The organism is Nocardia barduliensis (genome assembly GCF_013315795.1).
Classification (GTDB): Bacteria; Actinomycetota; Actinomycetes; order Mycobacteriales; family Mycobacteriaceae; genus Nocardia; species Nocardia barduliensis.
The window spans coordinates 1-19,346 of record NZ_JABLTE010000012.1 but is presented as its reverse complement, the minus strand read 5'-3'; the positions used below and the strand labels follow the sequence as shown (position 1 = coordinate 19,346).

14 protein-coding genes and 3 pseudogenes are annotated in these 19,346 nt (G+C 60.1%); 4 read left to right on the top strand and 13 right to left on the bottom strand.

Going from position 1 to position 19,346, the window contains the following annotated elements; translation table 11 throughout:
• Positions 1 to 184: 184 nt before the first annotated feature.
• The gene (locus tag HOV91_RS07935; protein ID WP_014349814.1) at positions 185 to 1,171 is read right to left on the bottom strand and encodes an AurF N-oxygenase family protein; all 987 of its coding nucleotides are present in this window, start codon (positions 1,169 to 1,171) and stop codon (positions 185 to 187) included.
• Positions 1,172 to 1,427: 256 nt separating this feature from the next.
• Here HOV91_RS07935 and HOV91_RS07930 point away from each other — a divergent pair, with 256 nt between their 5' ends.
• The 3 genes and pseudogenes from HOV91_RS07930 to HOV91_RS07920 form a co-directional block, all read left to right on the top strand.
• The gene (locus HOV91_RS07930) at positions 1,428 to 1,763 is read left to right on the top strand and encodes a DUF4873 domain-containing protein (RefSeq protein ID WP_014349813.1); all 336 of its coding nucleotides are present in this window, start codon (positions 1,428 to 1,430) and stop codon (positions 1,761 to 1,763) included.
• Positions 1,764 to 1,817: 54 nt separating this feature from the next.
• Complete coding sequence (locus tag HOV91_RS07925; RefSeq protein WP_054811359.1) at positions 1,818 to 3,455, top strand: MFS transporter; 1,638 nt, start codon at positions 1,818 to 1,820, stop codon at positions 3,453 to 3,455.
• A 182-nt stretch (positions 3,456 to 3,637) separates the two neighbouring features.
• Positions 3,638 to 4,694: pseudogene (locus HOV91_RS07920) on the top strand (integrase core domain-containing protein); the annotation flags it as partial.
• Positions 4,695 to 5,221: 527 nt separating this feature from the next.
• Here HOV91_RS07920 and HOV91_RS07915 read toward each other — a convergent pair.
• The 12 genes and pseudogenes from HOV91_RS07915 to HOV91_RS07860 form a co-directional block, all read right to left on the bottom strand.
• Positions 5,222 to 6,055: an alpha/beta fold hydrolase gene (locus HOV91_RS07915; RefSeq protein ID WP_158682527.1), complete on the bottom strand. Its 834-nt coding sequence runs from the start codon at positions 6,053 to 6,055 to the stop codon at positions 5,222 to 5,224.
• Between the two features lie 105 nt (positions 6,056 to 6,160).
• Positions 6,161 to 6,796 (bottom strand): hypothetical protein, encoded by a 636-nt coding sequence (locus HOV91_RS07910; RefSeq protein ID WP_178128354.1) that lies wholly within the window; start codon positions 6,794 to 6,796, stop codon positions 6,161 to 6,163.
• A 32-nt stretch (positions 6,797 to 6,828) separates the two neighbouring features.
• Positions 6,829 to 7,665, bottom strand: coding sequence for an MlaD family protein (locus HOV91_RS07905; protein ID WP_228792446.1), 837 nt, complete (start codon positions 7,663 to 7,665; stop codon positions 6,829 to 6,831).
• A gap of 116 nt (positions 7,666 to 7,781) precedes the next feature.
• The gene (locus tag HOV91_RS07900; protein ID WP_228792445.1) at positions 7,782 to 8,786 is read right to left on the bottom strand and encodes an MlaD family protein; all 1,005 of its coding nucleotides are present in this window, start codon (positions 8,784 to 8,786) and stop codon (positions 7,782 to 7,784) included.
• Between the two features lie 77 nt (positions 8,787 to 8,863).
• Positions 8,864 to 9,967 carry an MlaD family protein gene (locus HOV91_RS07895; protein ID WP_127516261.1) on the bottom strand — a complete coding sequence of 368 codons (1,104 nt, stop codon included), beginning with the start codon at positions 9,965 to 9,967 and terminating at the stop codon, positions 8,864 to 8,866.
• 2 nt (positions 9,968 to 9,969) lie between these two features.
• Positions 9,970 to 10,932, bottom strand: coding sequence for an MlaD family protein (locus HOV91_RS07890; protein ID WP_048833144.1), 963 nt, complete (start codon positions 10,930 to 10,932; stop codon positions 9,970 to 9,972).
• Positions 10,933 to 10,997: 65 nt separating this feature from the next.
• Positions 10,998 to 12,017: an MlaD family protein gene (locus HOV91_RS07885; protein ID WP_014349805.1), complete on the bottom strand. Its 1,020-nt coding sequence runs from the start codon at positions 12,015 to 12,017 to the stop codon at positions 10,998 to 11,000.
• A complete protein-coding gene (locus tag HOV91_RS07880) occupies positions 12,014 to 13,063 on the bottom strand; it encodes an MlaD family protein (RefSeq protein WP_081505339.1) in 1,050 nt (349 codons plus the stop codon). The genes HOV91_RS07885 and HOV91_RS07880 overlap by 4 nt, the downstream gene beginning before the upstream one ends.
• Before the next feature lie 6 nt (positions 13,064 to 13,069).
• Positions 13,070 to 13,936, bottom strand: coding sequence for an MlaE family ABC transporter permease (locus tag HOV91_RS07875; RefSeq protein WP_036542649.1), 867 nt, complete (start codon positions 13,934 to 13,936; stop codon positions 13,070 to 13,072).
• Entirely contained in the window at positions 13,937 to 14,773 is an 837-nt protein-coding gene (locus tag HOV91_RS07870; protein WP_036542646.1) for an MlaE family ABC transporter permease, read from the bottom strand.
• Between the two features lie 1,567 nt (positions 14,774 to 16,340).
• Positions 16,341 to 17,241 (bottom strand): annotated as a pseudogene (locus tag HOV91_RS07865) (NAD(P)/FAD-dependent oxidoreductase).
• Positions 17,238 to 17,828 (bottom strand): annotated as a pseudogene (locus HOV91_RS07860) (cytochrome P450); the annotation flags it as partial. The pseudogenes HOV91_RS07860 and HOV91_RS07865, both read right to left, overlap by 4 nt.
• Before the next feature lie 81 nt (positions 17,829 to 17,909).
• Here HOV91_RS07860 and HOV91_RS07855 point away from each other — a divergent pair.
• Positions 17,910 to 19,051 (top strand): IS3 family transposase gene (locus HOV91_RS07855; RefSeq protein WP_086007605.1). Its coding sequence is split into 2 segments (ribosomal slippage): positions 17,910 to 18,177 and positions 18,177 to 19,051, totalling 1,143 coding nucleotides; the frame shifts between segments, so codons are not numbered across the junction.
• Positions 19,052 to 19,346 lie beyond the last annotated feature (295 nt).

The window sequence follows — 19,346 nt, the reverse complement described above, 5'->3', positions numbered from 1 at the left end:
CGTTGGCTCACGTGCGGTACAGGTGGCCACAAATTTTCGATAGCTACTCAGCTACTGCGGATATGTCGGACCGGCGGCAGGACCGAGGAGTTCGCGGGATTCGACGAGTGCCCGCCGCAACATATCACGGCGCGACTTGCGCTCAGCAATATGCGTGGTGCTGTTCACGCCGGTCCGAGTCTGTTCACCGCCGGGCGATATCGTCGGGCAGGCTCCTCGTCAGGCGCCAAAGGAACATGGTGAAGCGACCTTCCATCATTCCTGCCTCATCGAAGAATCGGATCATCGGCTCGGACATGAACTGCAGGTTCTCCCGGTAGTGCGGGCCGAATTGGCAAGCGAGGAACCCCCGCAGAGGATGCACGCCGACAGCACGGTACAGCTTGGGATTGATCAAGATCGGGTAGGACAGGTTCGCGACAACTGCGAGGACGCCGCGGTGCCATGCCCGCGAGATCCGGCCTCGCGACCGCATACCCTCGACAAGCTCGGAGCGCGCGAACGTGATGTGGCGGGCCTCCTCGAGCACGTGAATTTTCATCAACTGCCGGACCTGCGGTTGTAGGCGTTCGTCGTTCATCGCTTCACGCTGTGCCCGATCGAGAATCTCCTCGATCAGCAAGGTCGCGCCCTGGATCGAGGGCCCGAGCGGGACGAAATGCAGGATCTTCGCCAGCGACAGAAACCCCGGCGGAAGCTTGTAGGGCGGGATCCCCGTTTTGGCGATCAGACGCGCGAACATTGTGGAATGGCGGCTCTCGTCGCCAACCTCGGCAAGTGCGTATAGGGCCTTGTTGTCGACGAGATCACCCGTCGTGTTCAGCCGTAGCAACGCCATACTCAGCAAATTCTCGGCGTAGATCCCGAAGCTGAGGATGCTCACCAACTCATGTTTGCCCAGGTCGATCTTCTGTTCCTCGGAAAGCCGGTTCCACAGACCGGTGCCGTAGAGGGACAGGCGATGCTCGGGGAACCACGCCTTATCCGGCAACCACGGACTATCCCAGTCGATGTCGACTTCGGCGTCGTAGAACTTCTCTACGGAAGTCTTGAGCAGTCGTCCGGCCGATCGTTGCAGGTCAATGGGTCGCCGACCGCTCACGCGCGCCATACCGTCGGTGGTTACGGCAATCTGCCCGTTGGTCTCGGCCCTGACGTCACTGGTCGTCATCTGTCGCTCCTTTGAGACTCGATCGATGACTCTGCATCGATACATCCAGTCCGGATCAACGTCCGGTGGCAGTAACCCGGTATCCGCTCAAGAGTGCAATACGGGCAGTAGCGGATACTTTGGGTATGAGGTAACTTTGACCCCGGCGGCGCGGCTTGTCAAGGGCCGGCCCCGATCCCGACGCCGGGCTACTTGGCCCCAGTGCCGGGCGATCCGATCGCTGGCGTCGACTATCGACCAAACGGAGGAGTTCACAGTGAAGTCTCAGAGTCCGCACGATGCCTCTGACTACATCGGGCCGGCCACAGTGGTGATCGCAACCGACGACGTCGAGGTGCAAGTCGAACTGCGCGGCTATTTCCAACCCATCGACGGCCGCTTCAGCTGGTACGGGCGCATCCGCCAGAACGACGAACTCGACAATCTGTTAGGGGGACGCCGACGTTCCGTGCTGATCCGGACCAGTACGGGCGAGGCGCCGGCGACCATCGGCGATCGTGACTTCTGGGGCCGCTATCGAGTTCAGGGCAGAGGACGACCGCCCTATCACGTGCCGACGACGCTGGAGGAAGTAGAAGCTACGCAAAGCTGAGCCGTAGGACCTACGCGAATGCCGACGACGCCCCGAAGGGACCAGGATACCGACATGATCAGCTTTGGAGACCGGCTTCGCGACCGCAACTCCGCGGCTTGGACGCTGGCCATAACCTGTGCCGCAGTAGCATTGGTTGTTGCGGCCATGGCAGCGCTGTACACCGCTCTGCCTGCCCTTGCGCTCGACATCGGCGCAGATCAAAATGCTCTCACATGGATCGTCGACGGATACACGCTGGTCCTCGCCTGCTTGGTTTTGCCCGCTGGCGCGATCGGCGATCGGTATGGGCGCCGACGCGTTCTAATCGTCGGCCTGGCGGTCTTCGCGGCCGCTTCAGTTGTGCCTGTATTTCTCGATACTCCTGCGGCACTCATTGCCTCCCGGGCCTTGGCGGGCGCAGGAGCAGCTTTCGTCATGCCGGCGACCCTCTCGCTTCTGACAAGCAACCTCCCAGTGGAGAAGCGGTCGTACGCGGTCGGAGTCTGGGCCGGGATCGCCGGCTCGGGTGGCGTGATCGGCATGGTGGGATCCGGTCTGCTTCTTACCCAGTGGTCGTGGCATTCGATCTTCGTCGGTCTGACCGTCGTCGCACTACTACTGCTGGTTCTGGCCTTCACCGTGCCTGATTCACAGGACGCCGAACTCCCGCCGTTCGATCTTTTCGGCATGTTCTGGGTCGTGCTCGCCATCGGCACGTCGGTGTTCGCGGTCATCGAGGGTCCGTCGCGCGGCTGGACGGATGTCCGGGTTCTTGTCGCAGGTGCGGCGGGAGTAATCGGCACCGTGGCATTTATCCTCACCGAGGTGCGTGCCGAGCACCCGCTACTGGACGTGAGCCTGTTCCGCCGCCGGGGCTTCTCGAGCGGCGCGCTATCGATAACCATCCAGTTCCTCGTGACTTTCGGTGTGATGTACCTACTGGTACAGCACTTCCAGCTCATCCTCGGGTTCGATGCCCTCGGCTCGGCGCTGGCGCTGGCGCCGATGGTCGTTCCGCTTATCGTGATGTCACTCGTGTCGCCGGCAATCGCTGCATGGGCGGGATTGCGGGTGACGACAGCGACCGGTCTTCTGACCATCGCCGTCGGCTTACTCGCCATCCTTCGCCTCGACACCGGTTCGTCGTACTTCGACGTTCTCTGGCCCCTGTTGATCATGAGCGCCGGGCTGGGCTTGTCGGCCGCCCCCGCGACCAACGCGATCATGCTCGACACACCGTTGGAGAAGCACGGGGTATCCGCTGCGGTCAACGACGCGACTCGCGAAGTCGGCGCGGCCATCGGCATTGCCGTCTCCGGTAGCATTTTGTCCGCGAGCTATACTTCGAGGATCAACGAGGTGCTGGACCGCCTTCCCGAGCCCGCGCGCGCTCCGGTCCGCAGTTCCCTGGCCGGTGCCCTCGAAGTCGCTGAGCGTGCCGGTAATGTAGGAAGGCCTCTCGCCGACTATGCGAAGGATGCCTTTTGGAGTGGGGTGGAACATTCGGCGCTCGCGCTGGCAGCGATCACCATAGCCGGGGTTCTGATCCTCGTCCCACTTTCCCCTCCACGAAAAGCCGCCGAAAGCGGTATCCGACGGCGCCGCCGACGTCACCTCCCCTGGCCTACACACGCCGCTCGAACCAGTCGATCGGATGCCCACGCCAATGACCGATCGATGGCATCAGTGCGGCGAACACTCGATCCATAGTCAGTTGCGTTGTCCCCCATGCATCGCATAGCGGCCCGTAGGTCGAATGGGCAGTGTCTGATCATCGAGGATAGGTAGGTTCAAGTGGTGCGCGCTTTGCGAATTCGTCTGACCTGACCCGATGACATTTGGTCCGGCGGCTGTGAGAGCATTGCCGCCCACGTAGTGGGCAGGAACGCTCGATGACTATGGCGACACGAAAAGGGCACACACCTCCACAGGCCGTGCGCAAGCTGAGCAAGGCCGTCCACCTGCTGGGCGAGAATAAGGAAGTCGCCGTCACTGCAGATCACCATGGCCACCTACTAACGGTGGCGCAACCAGTTCGGCGGGCTGAAGGCCGGCGACGGCAAACGGTTGAAGGGCCCCGAACGCGAACACTCCACTCTGAAAAGTCTTCTCGGCGAGGCGAAGCTAGAGAAAGCTGCATTGAACGAGATCGCCAAGGGAACCTTCTAGACCCGGAACGCCGGCGGGCGGCCGTGGCGCACCTGGTGCGGGTGCTCGGGGTCCGCGAAAGGTTCGCCTGCCGGTTACCGGCGAACATCGAAGTACACAACGGCGCGTTCGAACCACCGACACCAACGCACATCCCGATGCGGCTTTGCGTGAATGGCTGCGTGCCTGGACGAAACCCATCCACGGCAAGGATTCCGCCGCGCCTACCACGGCGCCCGCAGCGAGTGCTGGACAGTCAATCACAAGAAAATCCAACGCCTCTGGCGCGACGAGGGATTACGAGGGCCGCTGCGGCGCCGAAACGCCTGGAAACCACCACCACGACGGAGGCAAAGGGCACCCAACCGTGTATGGGCAGTGGACTTCCGATTCGATGCCAGCGACGACGCACGCCCAGTCCAGATCGTCTCCATCGTCGATGAAACACACCCGCGAATGCTTGGGCCGGCTGGTGGAACGATCGATCACCGCCGACGGACTCATCAACGAATCGCTGTCGATCGCAACTACCCCGCCGCCCTGCGCTGCGGCAACAGACCAATTTCGCGTGCCAGGCGACTGGGCGGCGGAACGGGTCTGCTCAGCGTTCGTCACACTAGCCGACCCTGCCGCAACGGCTACATTGAATGGTTCAGCCGCCGCCGACGCGACGAATGCCCCAACATCAACAGCTTCTGGTCGTTGGCCCAAGCCCGCGTCGTGATCAGCGACTGGAAGGAAGAATACAATCACCGCCGAAGAGATTCCGGCCTGGGCTGCAACGCCCCAGCCGGATACGCTACAACCCTGCATCCCCTACAACTGGTTCTCACACGCGGCGGACCGACTACCGGGTCCCGTCACCGCTCAGGATACTCCGACCCGGTCGGCGCAGAACTGGTTGCAGGGCAACCGAAATCATCTCCCGACCGTTGTCCAACCTAGAACCGGGGCGGCGGACCGATGATGGTGACCAGCATGTTCTGTAGCTCGGTACCTGCCGCCGGGCACAACCTTGAACAACAGCTTCGCCGAGACGTTCGACAACAAGGTTGCGAACCCGCGCGCCGGGCCGCAACCGCTGAAACAGCCAGCTGGAACCCGCATTGAAATCGGTGGCTTCAAAGCCGACCATAACTAGCGGCACCGGCAGCCGGCGCTGGACTATACGACATCGGCCCCAGCGCGCTGCGGCTGCACCCACTACCCTGACAGTCATCATCCGGCTGTTGAGAAAGGGCGTTCCGCGGTTCCCGGACCGATATCAAGCTCTGATAGCGAACTATTCGCCTATCGTTACCCTCAGCGTATGACGAATGTTAATGCCGCTATGCGACGGTTGCTTCGCGTATGCGCGCTTCCCGAGTCAATCCGAGGAGATGGACGGCCACCTCACCGCTGCGTTCGTAGGGCAGGTAGTGCCCAGCCTTTTCGAAGATGACCAAATGACTCCCTGGAATACGATGCCGAAGCGCACGCGAGTGATGAACGGGGGTCAGGCGGTCACGAGACCCGACCAGCACGACGACGGGACAGCTGAATCTGCCCAGCACGCCGTAACGCTTGTGAGAGAGTATCGAACGGGTCAGCTCCGCGACATTGCGAGAATTGCTCTTCGCGAGCTGCAGCACAGCACGGTTCATATCGTGCCGACGAGGACGCGCTCCGAATAGGATGCCTCGTGTCGACTGCCGCATCAGGAAAAGCGGCCGGGAAGGAATCCTGATATAGGGTAGCGCCTCCAGACCCAGCATTATCAGCCTTCGCCAGAATTTGCTGCGCAGCATATTTCCCAGAATATCGCCCGCCCCTGTCGACACCAACGCGACGCCGAGGATTCTCGGTCCGAGCACCTCACTGTGACGTTCAGCCAAGGCCATGAGAGTCATCCCTCCCATCGAATGACCACCCAATACGACCGGACCCGTAGGCACAGTTTCCGAAAGAATAGTCGCAAGATCGTCCGCAAGAATCTCGAGGCTGGCCGGAGCCGACTCCGAATCCCCGTGTCCCCGATGGTCGTAGGTGACGACGCGAATAGTCGGGTCCGCAGCGATCACAAGCTGAGCAACGTCCTCCCAACTCTCGTGCGACAACGCGAGTCCATGGGTCAAGACCATAGTCACTCGCGGGGTCTGCGAGCCCCATTCGGTGATCTGCAATGTCGGACCGTCGTCCCGTGTGAGAGCGAGTCGGCGGCAGGGAACACCCGCGCTGGAAATCGAAGTCATTATTCCAAGCTCCTCAACGTCGAAAAACCCCGGTGACTATTTGGCCGGGAGTGCCGAGTCGACACCACCGACATCTGTTACCTTCCAATCCAGATTCTTGTCAACTGTTACGGTATAGGTAACAGTCGTTTGCGCACCCTCCGGTATCTGCGCACTCTTCGATGTCACATTCAGGAACACATTGACGACATAGACACCCGATCGTTCGGAGCGCACTGTCGCCGCGATGGGAACTCCACTAGAACTCCACTTCAGTGGCAGCACAATTTCTTTCAGCTGCGGAGCAGTGGCATCGAACTTGTTTGCAAGAACGGGCGAGACGTTGGACTTCAAACCACGAACCCACTGGTCGAAATTCTGATAGTCGATATTCGAGGCTCCGACTGCATACTCAGACGCTACTTCTTCGGCGCGCTTCTCCGCGGCTACGACAGCGTCCCGATCTTTCAACTCGCTCCTAGCCGAGAGCCACAACGGAATCGAAACGGCCACCGCGACAACAAGGAGGGCTACTGCGGTTCCCAAGGCCAGAGAACGCAGGCTTATCGAGAACGACCTCTCCGACCCGCGTGCGCTCGAGCCACCCTTGACCGACGTCCGAGGCACACCCGCGTCAACCGGCTTTTCTTCCGCAGCTTCGCGGTCAGTATCATGAGAATCTTCTGTGGGCATAATCAGCTCCGGTGTCTCTCGTTCTTTCACATCTATTTGACGGCGATCCGCATTCGCAAAGCACCGTCCCCCGTGACACTGAGTGCACGATCTATCAGGTCGCTTATGTTGATTTGCGCCATGGAGTTCGACGCGCTTTCCGCCAGTGGCTGTACCGCCGGGACCAGATCACGAAGATCGGGGCCGATCTCATTGATGTAAGACGTCACTTTATCAAGGAAGGGAATAAGTCCGTTTCCTTCGATATAGTCCCCGGGCATATTGCCGATTCGAGACAGTCGCGCCAGAGAGTCCGCGATGAGTGCGCCCCACGCTCCGGCTTCCTCCCACAGAGGGCCGGCGGCGGTCATCGACTCCTCGGCCCACTCCATATCAGCACCCATTGTTTGCAAATTCGTCAAGATATTACGGATTTCGGGTGACCTACTCAGAATCGTTTCCGAAAGCAGCGTTGTCGATGCCGCCAGACGCGGCATCACGGCTTCCGTTCCCGACAACGTCTGATCCAAGGTCTTGACGATATTGCTGATCGCCTGTGGGTTCAGTTGCTCGACCAGATGGGTGACAGTATGCGCCACATCAGGTATCGAGCGGGGTAGAACCACTTCAACCGCGTCGATACGCTGACCGTCGGCCAGGTAGGGCCCGGCATCAGTATCCGGTACGAACTCGATATAGGGCTCCCCCAACCCCGAAAGGTCCTCAACAGTAGCGCTGCCGGTCGCAGGAACCCTGTACTTGGGATCGAGACCCAGCACCAATTCGACACCACGCTCGGCCTTGTCGATAGAGTCGATCTCTCCTACCTTCACTCCTCTCAACAGGACCGGGGAACCGGGTAGCAAACTCCCGGTCCTCGGCAGAGCCATGGTCACAACAGTCCTGCCAGAAAACCAATCAACTCGAAGCACACCGAATGCTAGGTATGCGGTGCCCAAGACCAGCACGATTCCGATCGACACCAGGGATAGCACGGAACTCGACTTCATCGAACCACTCCGATCATCCGCAGCGACGCAAGAATACTGTCTATCCGATCGTCGTCCGATATGGGGCCGACGCCTTCAATGCCTACAATATCAACCTTCGGACCGCGCTCAACAAATGGAATAACCTTTTCGCGCAAAATGGCCACGGCTTTGTTCAAATTCGAGGGGGCGTTCAGATCAAGCGGGCGGCGAGTGAACAATAGCGGCACGAAGGCACGTGCGGCCTCATTGCCCGATTGCGCCAGGGGGCCGACCCACCGGAGAGATTCTGTGAGCAATTTGAATCCGTCGTACAACGTGATCAACCCGATCATGGAAGTCATCGAAGCAGCGGCCTGACTCACCCCCGACTCGGTCAGCAAATACTCCAGTTCAGGGGTTCTACGCTGCACCACGTCCGTGTTCGCGCGCAGACCGTTCAGCATTGCGTCGACGGCATCCAGGTGGTTGGCCAGGTCAATGATATCCGCACCGACTACCTCGGATATCGAAGCAGTCTGCCGAGTGTCGATCGGCAGCACCCCGTTCACGCGGTTCATTATCTCCTGAGCCTGTTGAATCCCTCCTCCTTGGACGAAGGTCGCGAGTACGTTCATGGTGTCCTCAACCTGCAGCAGCGGCTTCGTCTTGTCCAATCCGATGGTGGCGCCCGGGGGAAGGGCATCCTGCGTGCCGGTCGGCGGAGTCATCAGCGCGATGGAGACATCGCCAAGTATCGTCGGCTGGCGGAGTTCAGCGGTGGTGCCGACCGGCAATCGAACCGACGCCATCAGGTCGACATCGACGGCAACATACCCGTCGTGGTCCTCGCCCGCGTCGACCAGTGACACATCGCGCACGACCCCTGCTCGCAGACCATCGACTGTAACCTTCGCTCGCGCTGGCAGATTCAAGGCGTCAGCGAACAGAATCCGGATACCGTACCGGTCTCCAGAAATTCCGGTCCCCGGAACGGGAACCTCCGCGGGATCGAATCCACATCCGGGAACTATGCACACCATTGCCACCGCGGCCGCAGCGATGAACCGACCACCACGCTCACGAGCAGATCGCGCCCATACGACTCGTCGCAGAACCATCACCGCGCACCTGCCGTCCCGAATATCAACGGAAGAACCGAAACCTTCTCCAACTCGTTCTCAGCGGACTTGCAGCTACCTGGCACGACACGCTCGATGGCCGCGCATACCCGCTCTGCGTCCGCCGGCGGCAGCTGAGCCACCGGCGCCGCGTAAGTCAGGATCGGTGAACCACCCTCCTGCGCCGTCGCCCTCTGAAAAGCCTGCACCAGCGGTGGCGTCAGGTCGATTATTTCTTGTACCGAGCCGATATTCGCACGGGCGAGACGCGCTAATGGGACTGTCGCGTTCAACGCTTCGAGAATTTGGTCACCAAACATTGAAGTAATCTCGTTCAACCATGGCACAATGATCCGCAACGAATCGATAATCGACACGGTGCGCTCAAAGATGCCATGATCGATCACTTCGAGACCTGGAGCCAGACGAGTGATCATGGCCTTGATATCGCCCCATCCGCCGGCCATGCTGTCCGATAATGATCGCAGTGAGTCGATAAGCGCACCGATATGCCCGATAGCAGCATTGGGGGAATTGAGAGCACGACCCAACTTGAGGATCGTATCATTCATTTCAGGTCCTGTTCCGGATAATGCGGCATCTAAGGCCGCGAGCTCATCCGCAAGCCTTTCACGCTGTGTCGAATCATTTCCATCGGTGATCTCTGCAGCGAGGTTGCCCAGCGCATTCATAGTCTGCGACATGCTCTTTGGCGTCAGTGTACGGGTAATGCACTGTCCAGAATCCCATTCATGCTCGGCTTCGCTGTCATCGAGTAATGCAAGCGATCGGTCCGCGACGATTGTGTCGGATACGGTGGTAGCTGACACCTGACCGCGGGGCGAATGGCTTACCTCTACCTCGAATTCGACACGGACCATGTCACCATGAGGTTCGATACGCGTCACCGAGCCGACTCTGACCCCTCGCATGGTGACATGGTTCCCGGCGTACAAGCCGATTGCATCCGGCATATTCGCGCAATAGCTACGCATCCTCTTGGGAGGCTCGATGATCACGAAGTATCCGACGATCAGAATTGCACATACGACCGCGACACCGAGAACGGACATGAGACCCCGGGACGCCAAGAGCTTATTCATCGTCAGCACTCCTTTCCGGGGACCGGAATACACACCGACGGTACCTGGACAACTGTCGCGGATTGGTCGACCACGAGCCCATCCTTCGACGACGCGATCGGCTGGAGCCGCGCCAGTAGGTCGCGCGTATTCGTGACAACCTGTCCCATTTCTTCACCCAGACGTTCCAGCTCAGGGATGACGTCGGCCAGGGCTCGCGCAACGGATTGCAACCTGGATCGATACGCCGGCTCGAGGCCCGCGATACGCGCGAGAAGCTCGTCCATCAGCCGGACGGCTTCGTAGATCTCGGCCTTTTTGTCGAGGCCCACTGTCTCCATCAGATTGACGCTGTCGATCATTCCGCCGAGTGTCGCCTTCGACTCGTTGATCGCGCCGAGATACTCGTCCGCCATCGCGAGCGTGTCCGAAATGTCACGGTTCTGGCGGTCGAGGATGTCGACCAGAGATCCGAATGCCTCTGTTGCTCGGCGAATGCCGGACGGTCCACTGGCAATCGCAGCGTTCATGTTCGTCAAATTCTGCCGCAACGTATCGCCATCGATATCATCGATCGGCCGAATCGCGTCCTCAAAAGTCCGACCCAAGCTGTACGGAAGATGGACCCTCTCGGCGGGAATGGACGAGTGTAACGCAGAATTCCCCGCCGGCGTCACCGCGAGGTAGCGGCCGCCGATCAGTGTCAGCATACGGATATCGAGACTCGTCTGGTCACCGATGAAGATGTCGCTGTCGACGGTGAAGCTCATTCGAACGTTCCTTCGGCTCAGCTCGATGGACTTCACCGCACCAACCGGCACACCCGCGATTCGGACGTCATCGCCAACCTTGACCGAGCCCACTTCCGGCATTTCCGCCCAGTATGTGGACTCGTCGAAAGGTACTACGTAGACTACTACGCTCGCCGTCAAGACCGCTCCCATCACTGCGGCCCCGACGGCAGCCCAGCGCAATTCTCGGTCCATGCTTCGAAGGGGAGCACTCACCGTCTGCAACGCGGTACCCCCGCGAACACGGAATAGCTTACTGATCACCGCTCGCATATCGAGATCCTTTGCCCACTGATCAACACATGTAACGGCGCCGGAACTTCGGCGTTGCCGTTCGAGCAGTTACGATTGATGACCGGTCCATCGGCGGGAACCCACGCATTCAGTGTCTCGAGAACGGCCGGCAGCTTCCGCAGCACCTCGACCGCCTGTTCCGGGTCCGGAAATACTGCCCCCAACAGGGCATCGGCATCGGCGTTAGGTCCGGCCGTCAAGCCGAAGGCCTCGAGAAGGCCGTTCAATGGCGCGATCACGTCTGGTGCCATGAGGGCGAATTCGACAATTCCATCCACCTTGCTACGCAACGTGGACACAACCGAGGCCAGCTCCGAGACAAGTCGGACGAGATGCGAGGATCGGCCACCGATATGGTCGGATATCTCTTTGAGATTTCCGACCAGAACGGTGACTACCGCTTGCCTGTCCAGCGCATAGTTGGACAAGGCTTCGATAGAGTCGAGGACGGAACCGACGCCCGCTCCGTCTCCCTCGATGACAGCGATCATGTTCTCTGCGAACTTGTTCACCGCTTCGGGCGACAGCTCTGCGAGTACCGGTTGTAAGCCGTTGAATAAATCCGTAATGTCGAACGACGGGATCGTGTTGGCAATATCGATCTTATGTCCGGCCGTCAACTCCGCTGTGGTCGGCGATGATTGTTGAACATCGAGATATCGCTGTCCTACGAGGTTCTGATAGCGAATCGCCAGCACAGTGTTCTCGTAGATCGGGTGATTGCGCTGGACCGCAAATCCAACCACCGCTCGACCACTGGCATCCAAGGTAATCGATCGTACCTCGCCAACTCGAAGACCATCCATACGGACATCGTCGCCGGCCTTGAGGCCGTTCGCGTCGACGAATTCAGCCGAGAATTCTACCACGTCTCCAGATACGGGGCGTTGCACCGTCTGAACGATGATCGCGAGCAGCACAGTGATCACGACGGCAGACACGATAAGTTTTGCGCTGGTCGCCAGAAAACTTCGCTGTCTTGTCATCGGCCACCTCCGATGTTGGATGTCGGCGGAAGACCCGGCAAGAACGCGGTGAACGCTGGAACCATATCGAGAACCAACTCGATGTTCAGAATCGGACCGTCTGGAGTCGACGTGAATGATCGGTCTAGACGTGATAGGAGTTCAGTGAGCTGCATGCTCGAGGCGCCGGGGGTAGGTACCATTTTAGTTGCCGTTGACAGAACCGGAGCGAGCATAGCCGCATAGTCCGACAGATGACCCTGAGCCGCGAATAGAGTTTCCGCCAGCCCAGGAAAGAACTCCCGACCTACAGTATTGACTGTCGAATCGAACAGCTCACGATCTGTATTCAAGATCTCGATCGTGGTGAGCCGATTTATGAGGCCGACCGTACCGTCGATCATCGATGCAGTCCCGACTAGCATGGAACCGTATTGGTCCAGCAGCTGCGATATCGGCATCGTCTGGGTTTCAGCAATGTTCCGGCTGGATACAACGATTGCCTCCATGAGAGGTGTGAATTGCCGGGCTATTGTCGCGCCCCGTGTCAGGATCTCGGTCAATTCCGGGACGAGAATGTCTCCAGTTGCTTGAGCTACGCTGCGGATGAGAACACCCATCGTTGCGTCTCGTTGCCGGTCGGCTCGCGGCCCCGTCAAATCGACGATACTGCCATCCCGTAATGGAGCCCCACCATCACCTGGTTTCAGCGCAATTTCACTGATGCCGAACAAGTTCGATGGCGAGTAGTCGACGAACAGCCCGTCCGTGAGACCTGCCGATTCGGCGCTTTCCAGTCTGAGAATCAATTGTTTCGCCCCATCGTCCGATTCGATCGCCGAAACATCACCTATCTCGATACCGTCGAATCGAACGGGTGTTCCGACGGTGATTCCGTCGCCGATGGACTCGGTACGCAGCAGTACCACTATTCGATTATCATCCTGTAGGGCCATCACAACAGTCCAGGTCAAGGCTACTACGATCACTGTGATCACGGCGAGAACACCCAGCATGACCGATGACCGCTTCGATGTCGACACACCCGGCATTTCATAGCGAGACATCGTTTCTCACCCCGTAAATTCGATGGAGGAGTTGACGCCCCACAGGAGGAGGGTCAACACCATATCCAAACCGATGATTGCCACGAAGCTTGCTCGGACAGCACGTCCAGATGCGATTCCGACGCCTTCTGGCCCACCAACGGCGAAGAACCCATGATAGCTATGGATAAGAATCACAGCCGTCCCGAATACGAGAACCTTTATCACCGAGGCCGTCACATCCCAGCCGCTGATGAATTGATAAAAATAGTGATCGTAGACACCGGCGGCTTGGCCATGAAGTTGCACGATCACCGCGCGACAAGCGGCATAACTCAGGATCAAGGCGATCAAGAATGTCGGAATGATTGCCACGGCCCCGGCGATGACCCGGGTGGTCACAACGAACGGTATCGATCGCAGTCCAAGCGACTCGAGTGCATCGATCTCCTCGGAGATCCGCATAGCGCCGATTTGGGCCGTAATACGGCATCCGGCTTGTGCGGCGAACCCGACGCCCGCAGCAATCGGTGCAAGTTCCCGTGTATTGGCAAAGGCCGAAACGATGCCGGTCACCGGCCCCATGCTGATCAGGTTGAGAGTGGTGAAGGACTCTACACCGACCGAGCCTCCGATCACCAGACCGAGTACCACCAGCATCGGCACAGTTCCACCGCCGACGATAATGGACCCTTGGCCCCATGTCATATCCGTGATCACGCGCATAGTCTCGGCTCGATATCGCCTGATCGTGAACGGGATCGCGGACAGCGCCTCCCAAACGAACGCGAGTACGAAACCGATCGACTCCAGGGGCGCGATGCGCGCTCCGAACGGCGCTATTCTTCTCCTGAGCCTCGCCAGCCGAGGTGGAGTAACCTTTACCTCCGACATCTAGGCCAGCCTCGTCGGAAGGAACATCGACACCAGCTGAGTAATTATGAGGTTCGTGATGGCGATGGAAACTACGGAGAGAACTACAGCCGCGTTCACGCCATCCGCCACTCCGCGCGGACCGCCTTTTGCCTCGAGCCCCCGCTGGCACGCGATCACGACCACGATGAATCCGAACAGCACGGACTTGGCTATCGAGACACCGATGTCCGCGACAACGGTGAAAGAGCCGAACGTTCCCCAGTAGCTGCCGGGGGTCACTCCCTGGGGGCCGATTGCGACCGCATATCCAGCTATCACGCCCGTGAAGATGATCAAGATATTGAGCATCGGCGCGACGAAAACCATCGCCACCATCCGAGGAATAACGAGTCGGTGCAAGGGGCTGATGCCCATCGTTCGCATGGCATCGATTTCTTCGCGAATGTTACGTGCACCCAGATCCGCCGCGATTGCGGCCGCTCCGGCCGCACCCAGCAGCAGCCCTGTTGCCATGGGGGCGCCCTGTTTGATCACACCCAATCCACCAGCGGCACCGAGCAGGGAGTCCGCCCCGATTTGATGAATCAAGTTTCCGACCTGGACGGAAACGATGACACCGAAAGGCACGGCCATCAGGATGGCCGGAATCGCAGTAACGGTGATCAGATACCAAGCTTGATTCAGTGCCTCTCGCCACTGGAATCTCAAACGAACGATATCGCTTACTGCTCCCGCAGCCGACTCAGAAGCCATCTGCGTCGACCGGCCAAAAGTTCTGAGCGCCGACACTACGGTTTCGGAAAAGTTTTCCCTGAGCAACCTCGTCGACGTCGATAGCGCGCTACGTTCAGGCATTACCACAGATTCCCGTCCTAACCAAGAGTATCGCTCCGCAACGCAACTGGCGCGCCCGCTAGGAAAGTGTCGACGATCCGGCATAGCTCGTTCTCCGAATGATCGGAATGGCTTCGCCGGTATGACGTACCTCGTCGGGTCATTATCGAGCGCACCCTGCTCACGGCACCTCCTTGTGCACTACTGCAAGTACCAGATACTCTGGGTATGAGTATGTGGTGCTGCTCACGCAGTGTCAATAGAGGATTTCGATCGATCCCGGGACGCGCGAGCGACCCTCTGGCAACCGAGCGATATCGCCCCGGCGAAAGTCGGCCGATAGCAACCGCGACGTGCGACGACACCATCCACATGAGCAGTCTCGCCCATCTACGGCCGAGGAAAGTGCGGTTGTGGTGCAGGGGCGGTTGGCAGGCATCGGCCACCGAAGATACTCCCTCGGTCACTACTCCGGCTGCACTTTGCTCCGCTTCCGTCGCTGGGTGGCGCCGTTTCGCACTGCCTGCTTCGGCATTGCCAGTCCACCCATAAGCCCTGATCGACGGGAATGATCGCGACCAGGCAGCTCCGGCAGATGAACCGCCCGGGTGTGGTGCCCACGCATTTCGGCGGAATGAAAGCGGTCTCTGCGAGGCTCGGAGCGACCCGTAAGCCCTGCGCAATTGGGTGCGCCGCGCCGCGGTCGACACCGGCGGCGCCGAAGGCGTGTCGACGGAGGCAGCGAGGGAGATTTGCCAGCTGCACCGCACGAATAGGGAATCCGAGGAACGATCGGAATCCGCGAAGCGGCAACATCTTTCTTCGTGCGACTAGCGGCCGCGATAGCAGTGGCTGATCGTGCGCGGCAAGAAGGTCGGCATGACCAAACCGAACCAGGCCGCGTCGAGAGCGACCGACCTGGCGGACCGGCAGTTTCGGGTTCTGGCGCAGAACACGCGGCTCATGGCCGATTCACCTACATCCGCCTGATCACCGATGTTCGTCTACCGCGTTCGTCGTCGATGCCTACGCCGGCTGCGTCCTCGGCTCGGAATGCTCGACCAGCGAAGACGCCACGTTTGCGGAGAAGGCGATCCGGCCCGCGGTCGCTCTGCGGGCTCGCGAAGGTCTTCCGGTCGGTGGAGCGATACATCATTCCGATGTGAGGTCTCGATACACCGCAGTAAAACTCGTGGAAGCACTGGCGGTCTCGGATCTCCGACGGTCGATCGGGTCGGTCGGGTCGGTCGGTGACGCCTACGCCAACGCGTAGGCAGCAACCACGATGCGGCTCCACACAACCGACGCGATCCCCAGCGATTCCTGTTTCGGCGCCGATCCGCTCACCCGGCTCGACGACGTCGAGCTCCTCAGCGAGGACTGAGTCGGCTGGTTAAGTCCCGAATCGTGCACTGCTGGGGCTGCAACCATCGGCCGAACACGAGACGGGCTGCTATGCACTGAACGTCGCGCAATCGGCTGAGGGTTGGGCAAAACCGGTGCATCGAAGCAAGAGCGGGTCAGCCACCGCTGAGCCGGCCTACGCCCCACGCACTGCCGCGTAGCCATCACCCAACAGACCGTGGCCTCAGGCCGAGCCGGCGAGCAACAGTTCGTCCCGGTTGATGTGGAGTTGCTGCGTGATTGCCCGCTTACTGAATACGAAGTCGCGGGGGCGGTTGATACAGTCGGCGGCAACGAGCTCGCCGGCGCGGAGGTAAAAGCAGGTGAAGTCGCGGTCCCCGGATGGGTCCCCGCTGAGGACGACTTCGTCGTATCCGGTGTTGAGGCCGGCGATCTGGAGCTTGAGATCGTATTGATCCGACCAGAACCACGGAAGCGCCGCTATCTTCCTGGACTTCCCGTTGATGGTCGCGGCTGCGACCTTGGCCTGCTCGCTGGCGCTCGGCACCGACTCCAGGCGTATACGGCGGCCATAACGGGCCATCCGGTGACTGGCGCAGTCCCCAGCCGCGACGATATCGGGGTCCCAACGCTCGCAGGGAGGCGGCCGTCTCCAGTCCGATGTAGCCGCCGCCGACGATCACGGCCCGCCGCCCGGGGCGGGCAGCGGCTCGGATCATCTCGACATCGGCGGCGGTGCGTAGGTAGTAGACCCCTGCCAGATCGGCGCCCGAGGTGGCGAGCCGACGAGGGCGGGCACCAGTGCACAGCGCGAGCTTGTCATAGGGCAATGCGTCGCCAGTGCTCAGTGCGAGGCGACCAGCCGATCGATCGATCGCCTCTACTGTCGCATCCACGAGTTTGATTCCCTGCTTGCGATAGAATTCCGCGCTGCGGATCGCGAGCTCGTCAATTGTGCTCTTCCCGGCCAGATAGGCTTTCGACAGCGGAGGGCGTTGATAGGGTAGAGTCGGCTCCTCACCGATGAGGACGACCTCGCCCGTCCACCCATCCTGGCGCAGACTGGCCGCGAGTTGGACTCCACCATGGCCGGCCCCGACGATGAGAGCTCGCTGTACACTCATACGTCTGCCTTCGGAGTGAGGCGGACCATCATCTTGCTGATGCCCCGCACGAAGTTGGACTGCACGTACTCGGGCTCCCCCACGACCTCGATATTCTCGAAGCGAGGAAGCAGCTCCTCCCAGAGGATCCGAAGCTGCAGCTCGGCCAGCCGGTTGCCCATGCAGCGGTGGACGCCGAAGCCGAAAGCGATATGGTTGCGGGCGTTGGACCGGTCGATTATGAACTCGTCCGGTCGTTCGAACACGCGCTCGTCGCGATTGCCCGAGGCATACCACATCACCACTTTGTCGCCCTTGCGGATGAACTGGCCGTTCAGAATTGTGTCTGCCTTGGCGATCCGGCGCATGTAGGCCAGCGGAGTTTGCCACCGGATGATCTCCGAGACCATATTGGGGATCAAGCCCGGGTTCGCCTTCACCTTATCGAACTGGTCAGGGAAGCGGTTGAGTGCAAGCACACCGCCGCTCATCGAGTTCCGGGTCGTGTCGTTGCCACCGACGATCAGCAACAAGAGGTTGCCCAAGAACTCCATCGGGCGGTCGATCAGATTTTTGGTGTTCTCGTTACCCTGCAACATGGTGATCATGACCCGTCCCCCATGGATGCGACCAGCCGGAATTAGAGTCTCGTTGGCCCTGATCAGGGGTTAGAAGGGACTATGGGAACCATGGCTGGACGGAAACGGCATTCCGCGGAGGACATCGTGCGCAAGCTGCGGCGCGCCGATGAACTGGCCGCGGAAGGCTTGACCGGCGAGCAAATCGCCGCTGACCTGGGAGTCTCGGCGGCGACACTCTATAACTGGCGTCGCCAGTACGGCGGCATGGACACCGACGCCGCCAAAGAACTCAAGGAACTGCGGGAACAGAACGCCCGATTGAAGCGGCTACTCGCCGACGCGGAACTGGAGAAAGACGCGCTGCGCGAGATTTCGAAGGGAAAATTCTAGGCCCAGCGGCCAAGCGCCGCGCCGTGGACATGCTCAGCGAGGTCATGGGCATGTCGCAACGGTTCGCGTGCAAGGTCGTTGGGCTCGCTCGGTCGACATACCGCCGGTGCCCTGCCACGCAAACACCGGCAGACCCCGACGCCGGGACGCGGGCGTGGCTGCGGAATTATGCGGCCAAGAACCCGTGTCATGGGTTCCGCCGGGCCTGGGCAGTGCTGCGGTTCGACGAAGGCCACCGGATGAACATCAAGAAAGTCCACCGGCTCTGGCGGGAAGAAGGTTTGCAGGTGCGGGCGCATCACCCGCGTAAACGGGCCGGCACCTCGTCGGTGCCGGCGGTGGATGCGGATGCGCCGAACGTGGTGTGGGCGCTGGATTTCCAGTTCGACTCTACCGTCGACGGGCGGGTGGTGAAGATCGCGTCGATGATCGACGAGCACACCCGCGAATCCCTACTGCACCTGGTCGAGCGGTCGATCACCGGCGAGCATCTGGTCGCCGAACTCGAGCGGGTCTTCGCCGTCCACGGGGCGCCGAAGGTGCTGCGCCTGGACAACGGGCCGGAAATGATTTCGGCAGCACTGCAAACATTTTGCCGAGACCGGGTCGGGATCTCGTATATTCCGCCGGGTACCCCCTGGAACAACGGGTACGTGGAATCGTTCAACCGGCGCCTGCGCGTGGAATGCCTCAACCGCAACCACTGGACCAGCCTGCTCGAAGCGAGGGTGGTGATCGCGGATTTCAAGCACGAGCACAACCACCGGCACCGGCATTCGGCGCTGGGCTACCGCACCCCGGCCGAGTACGCTGCGGCCTGCACCCACACCCACCACCCCGTGGGCTGCGACATCAACTGAACACCGACCGAACGACACCGACTCTGAAACCGGGTGGTCGCGTTATCGGGGACTGGCCAAATTATCAATCCTGGACGAAACTACATAATTAAACTCCGGCAAAAGTTTGCCCTAACCTCCCCGATTCGCAAATACAACGGATCTCGAATCGACGACCGTCAGGGAATGTAACACCCTCTGTCGAATCATAATAATATCGATCGCGAAAATACCGTGACGTCGAGAATAAGGAATCTCCATGGTGAGCGCGTACGTAGGCCCGGGGAACGATGCGGATGACGACTTGGCATCCGAA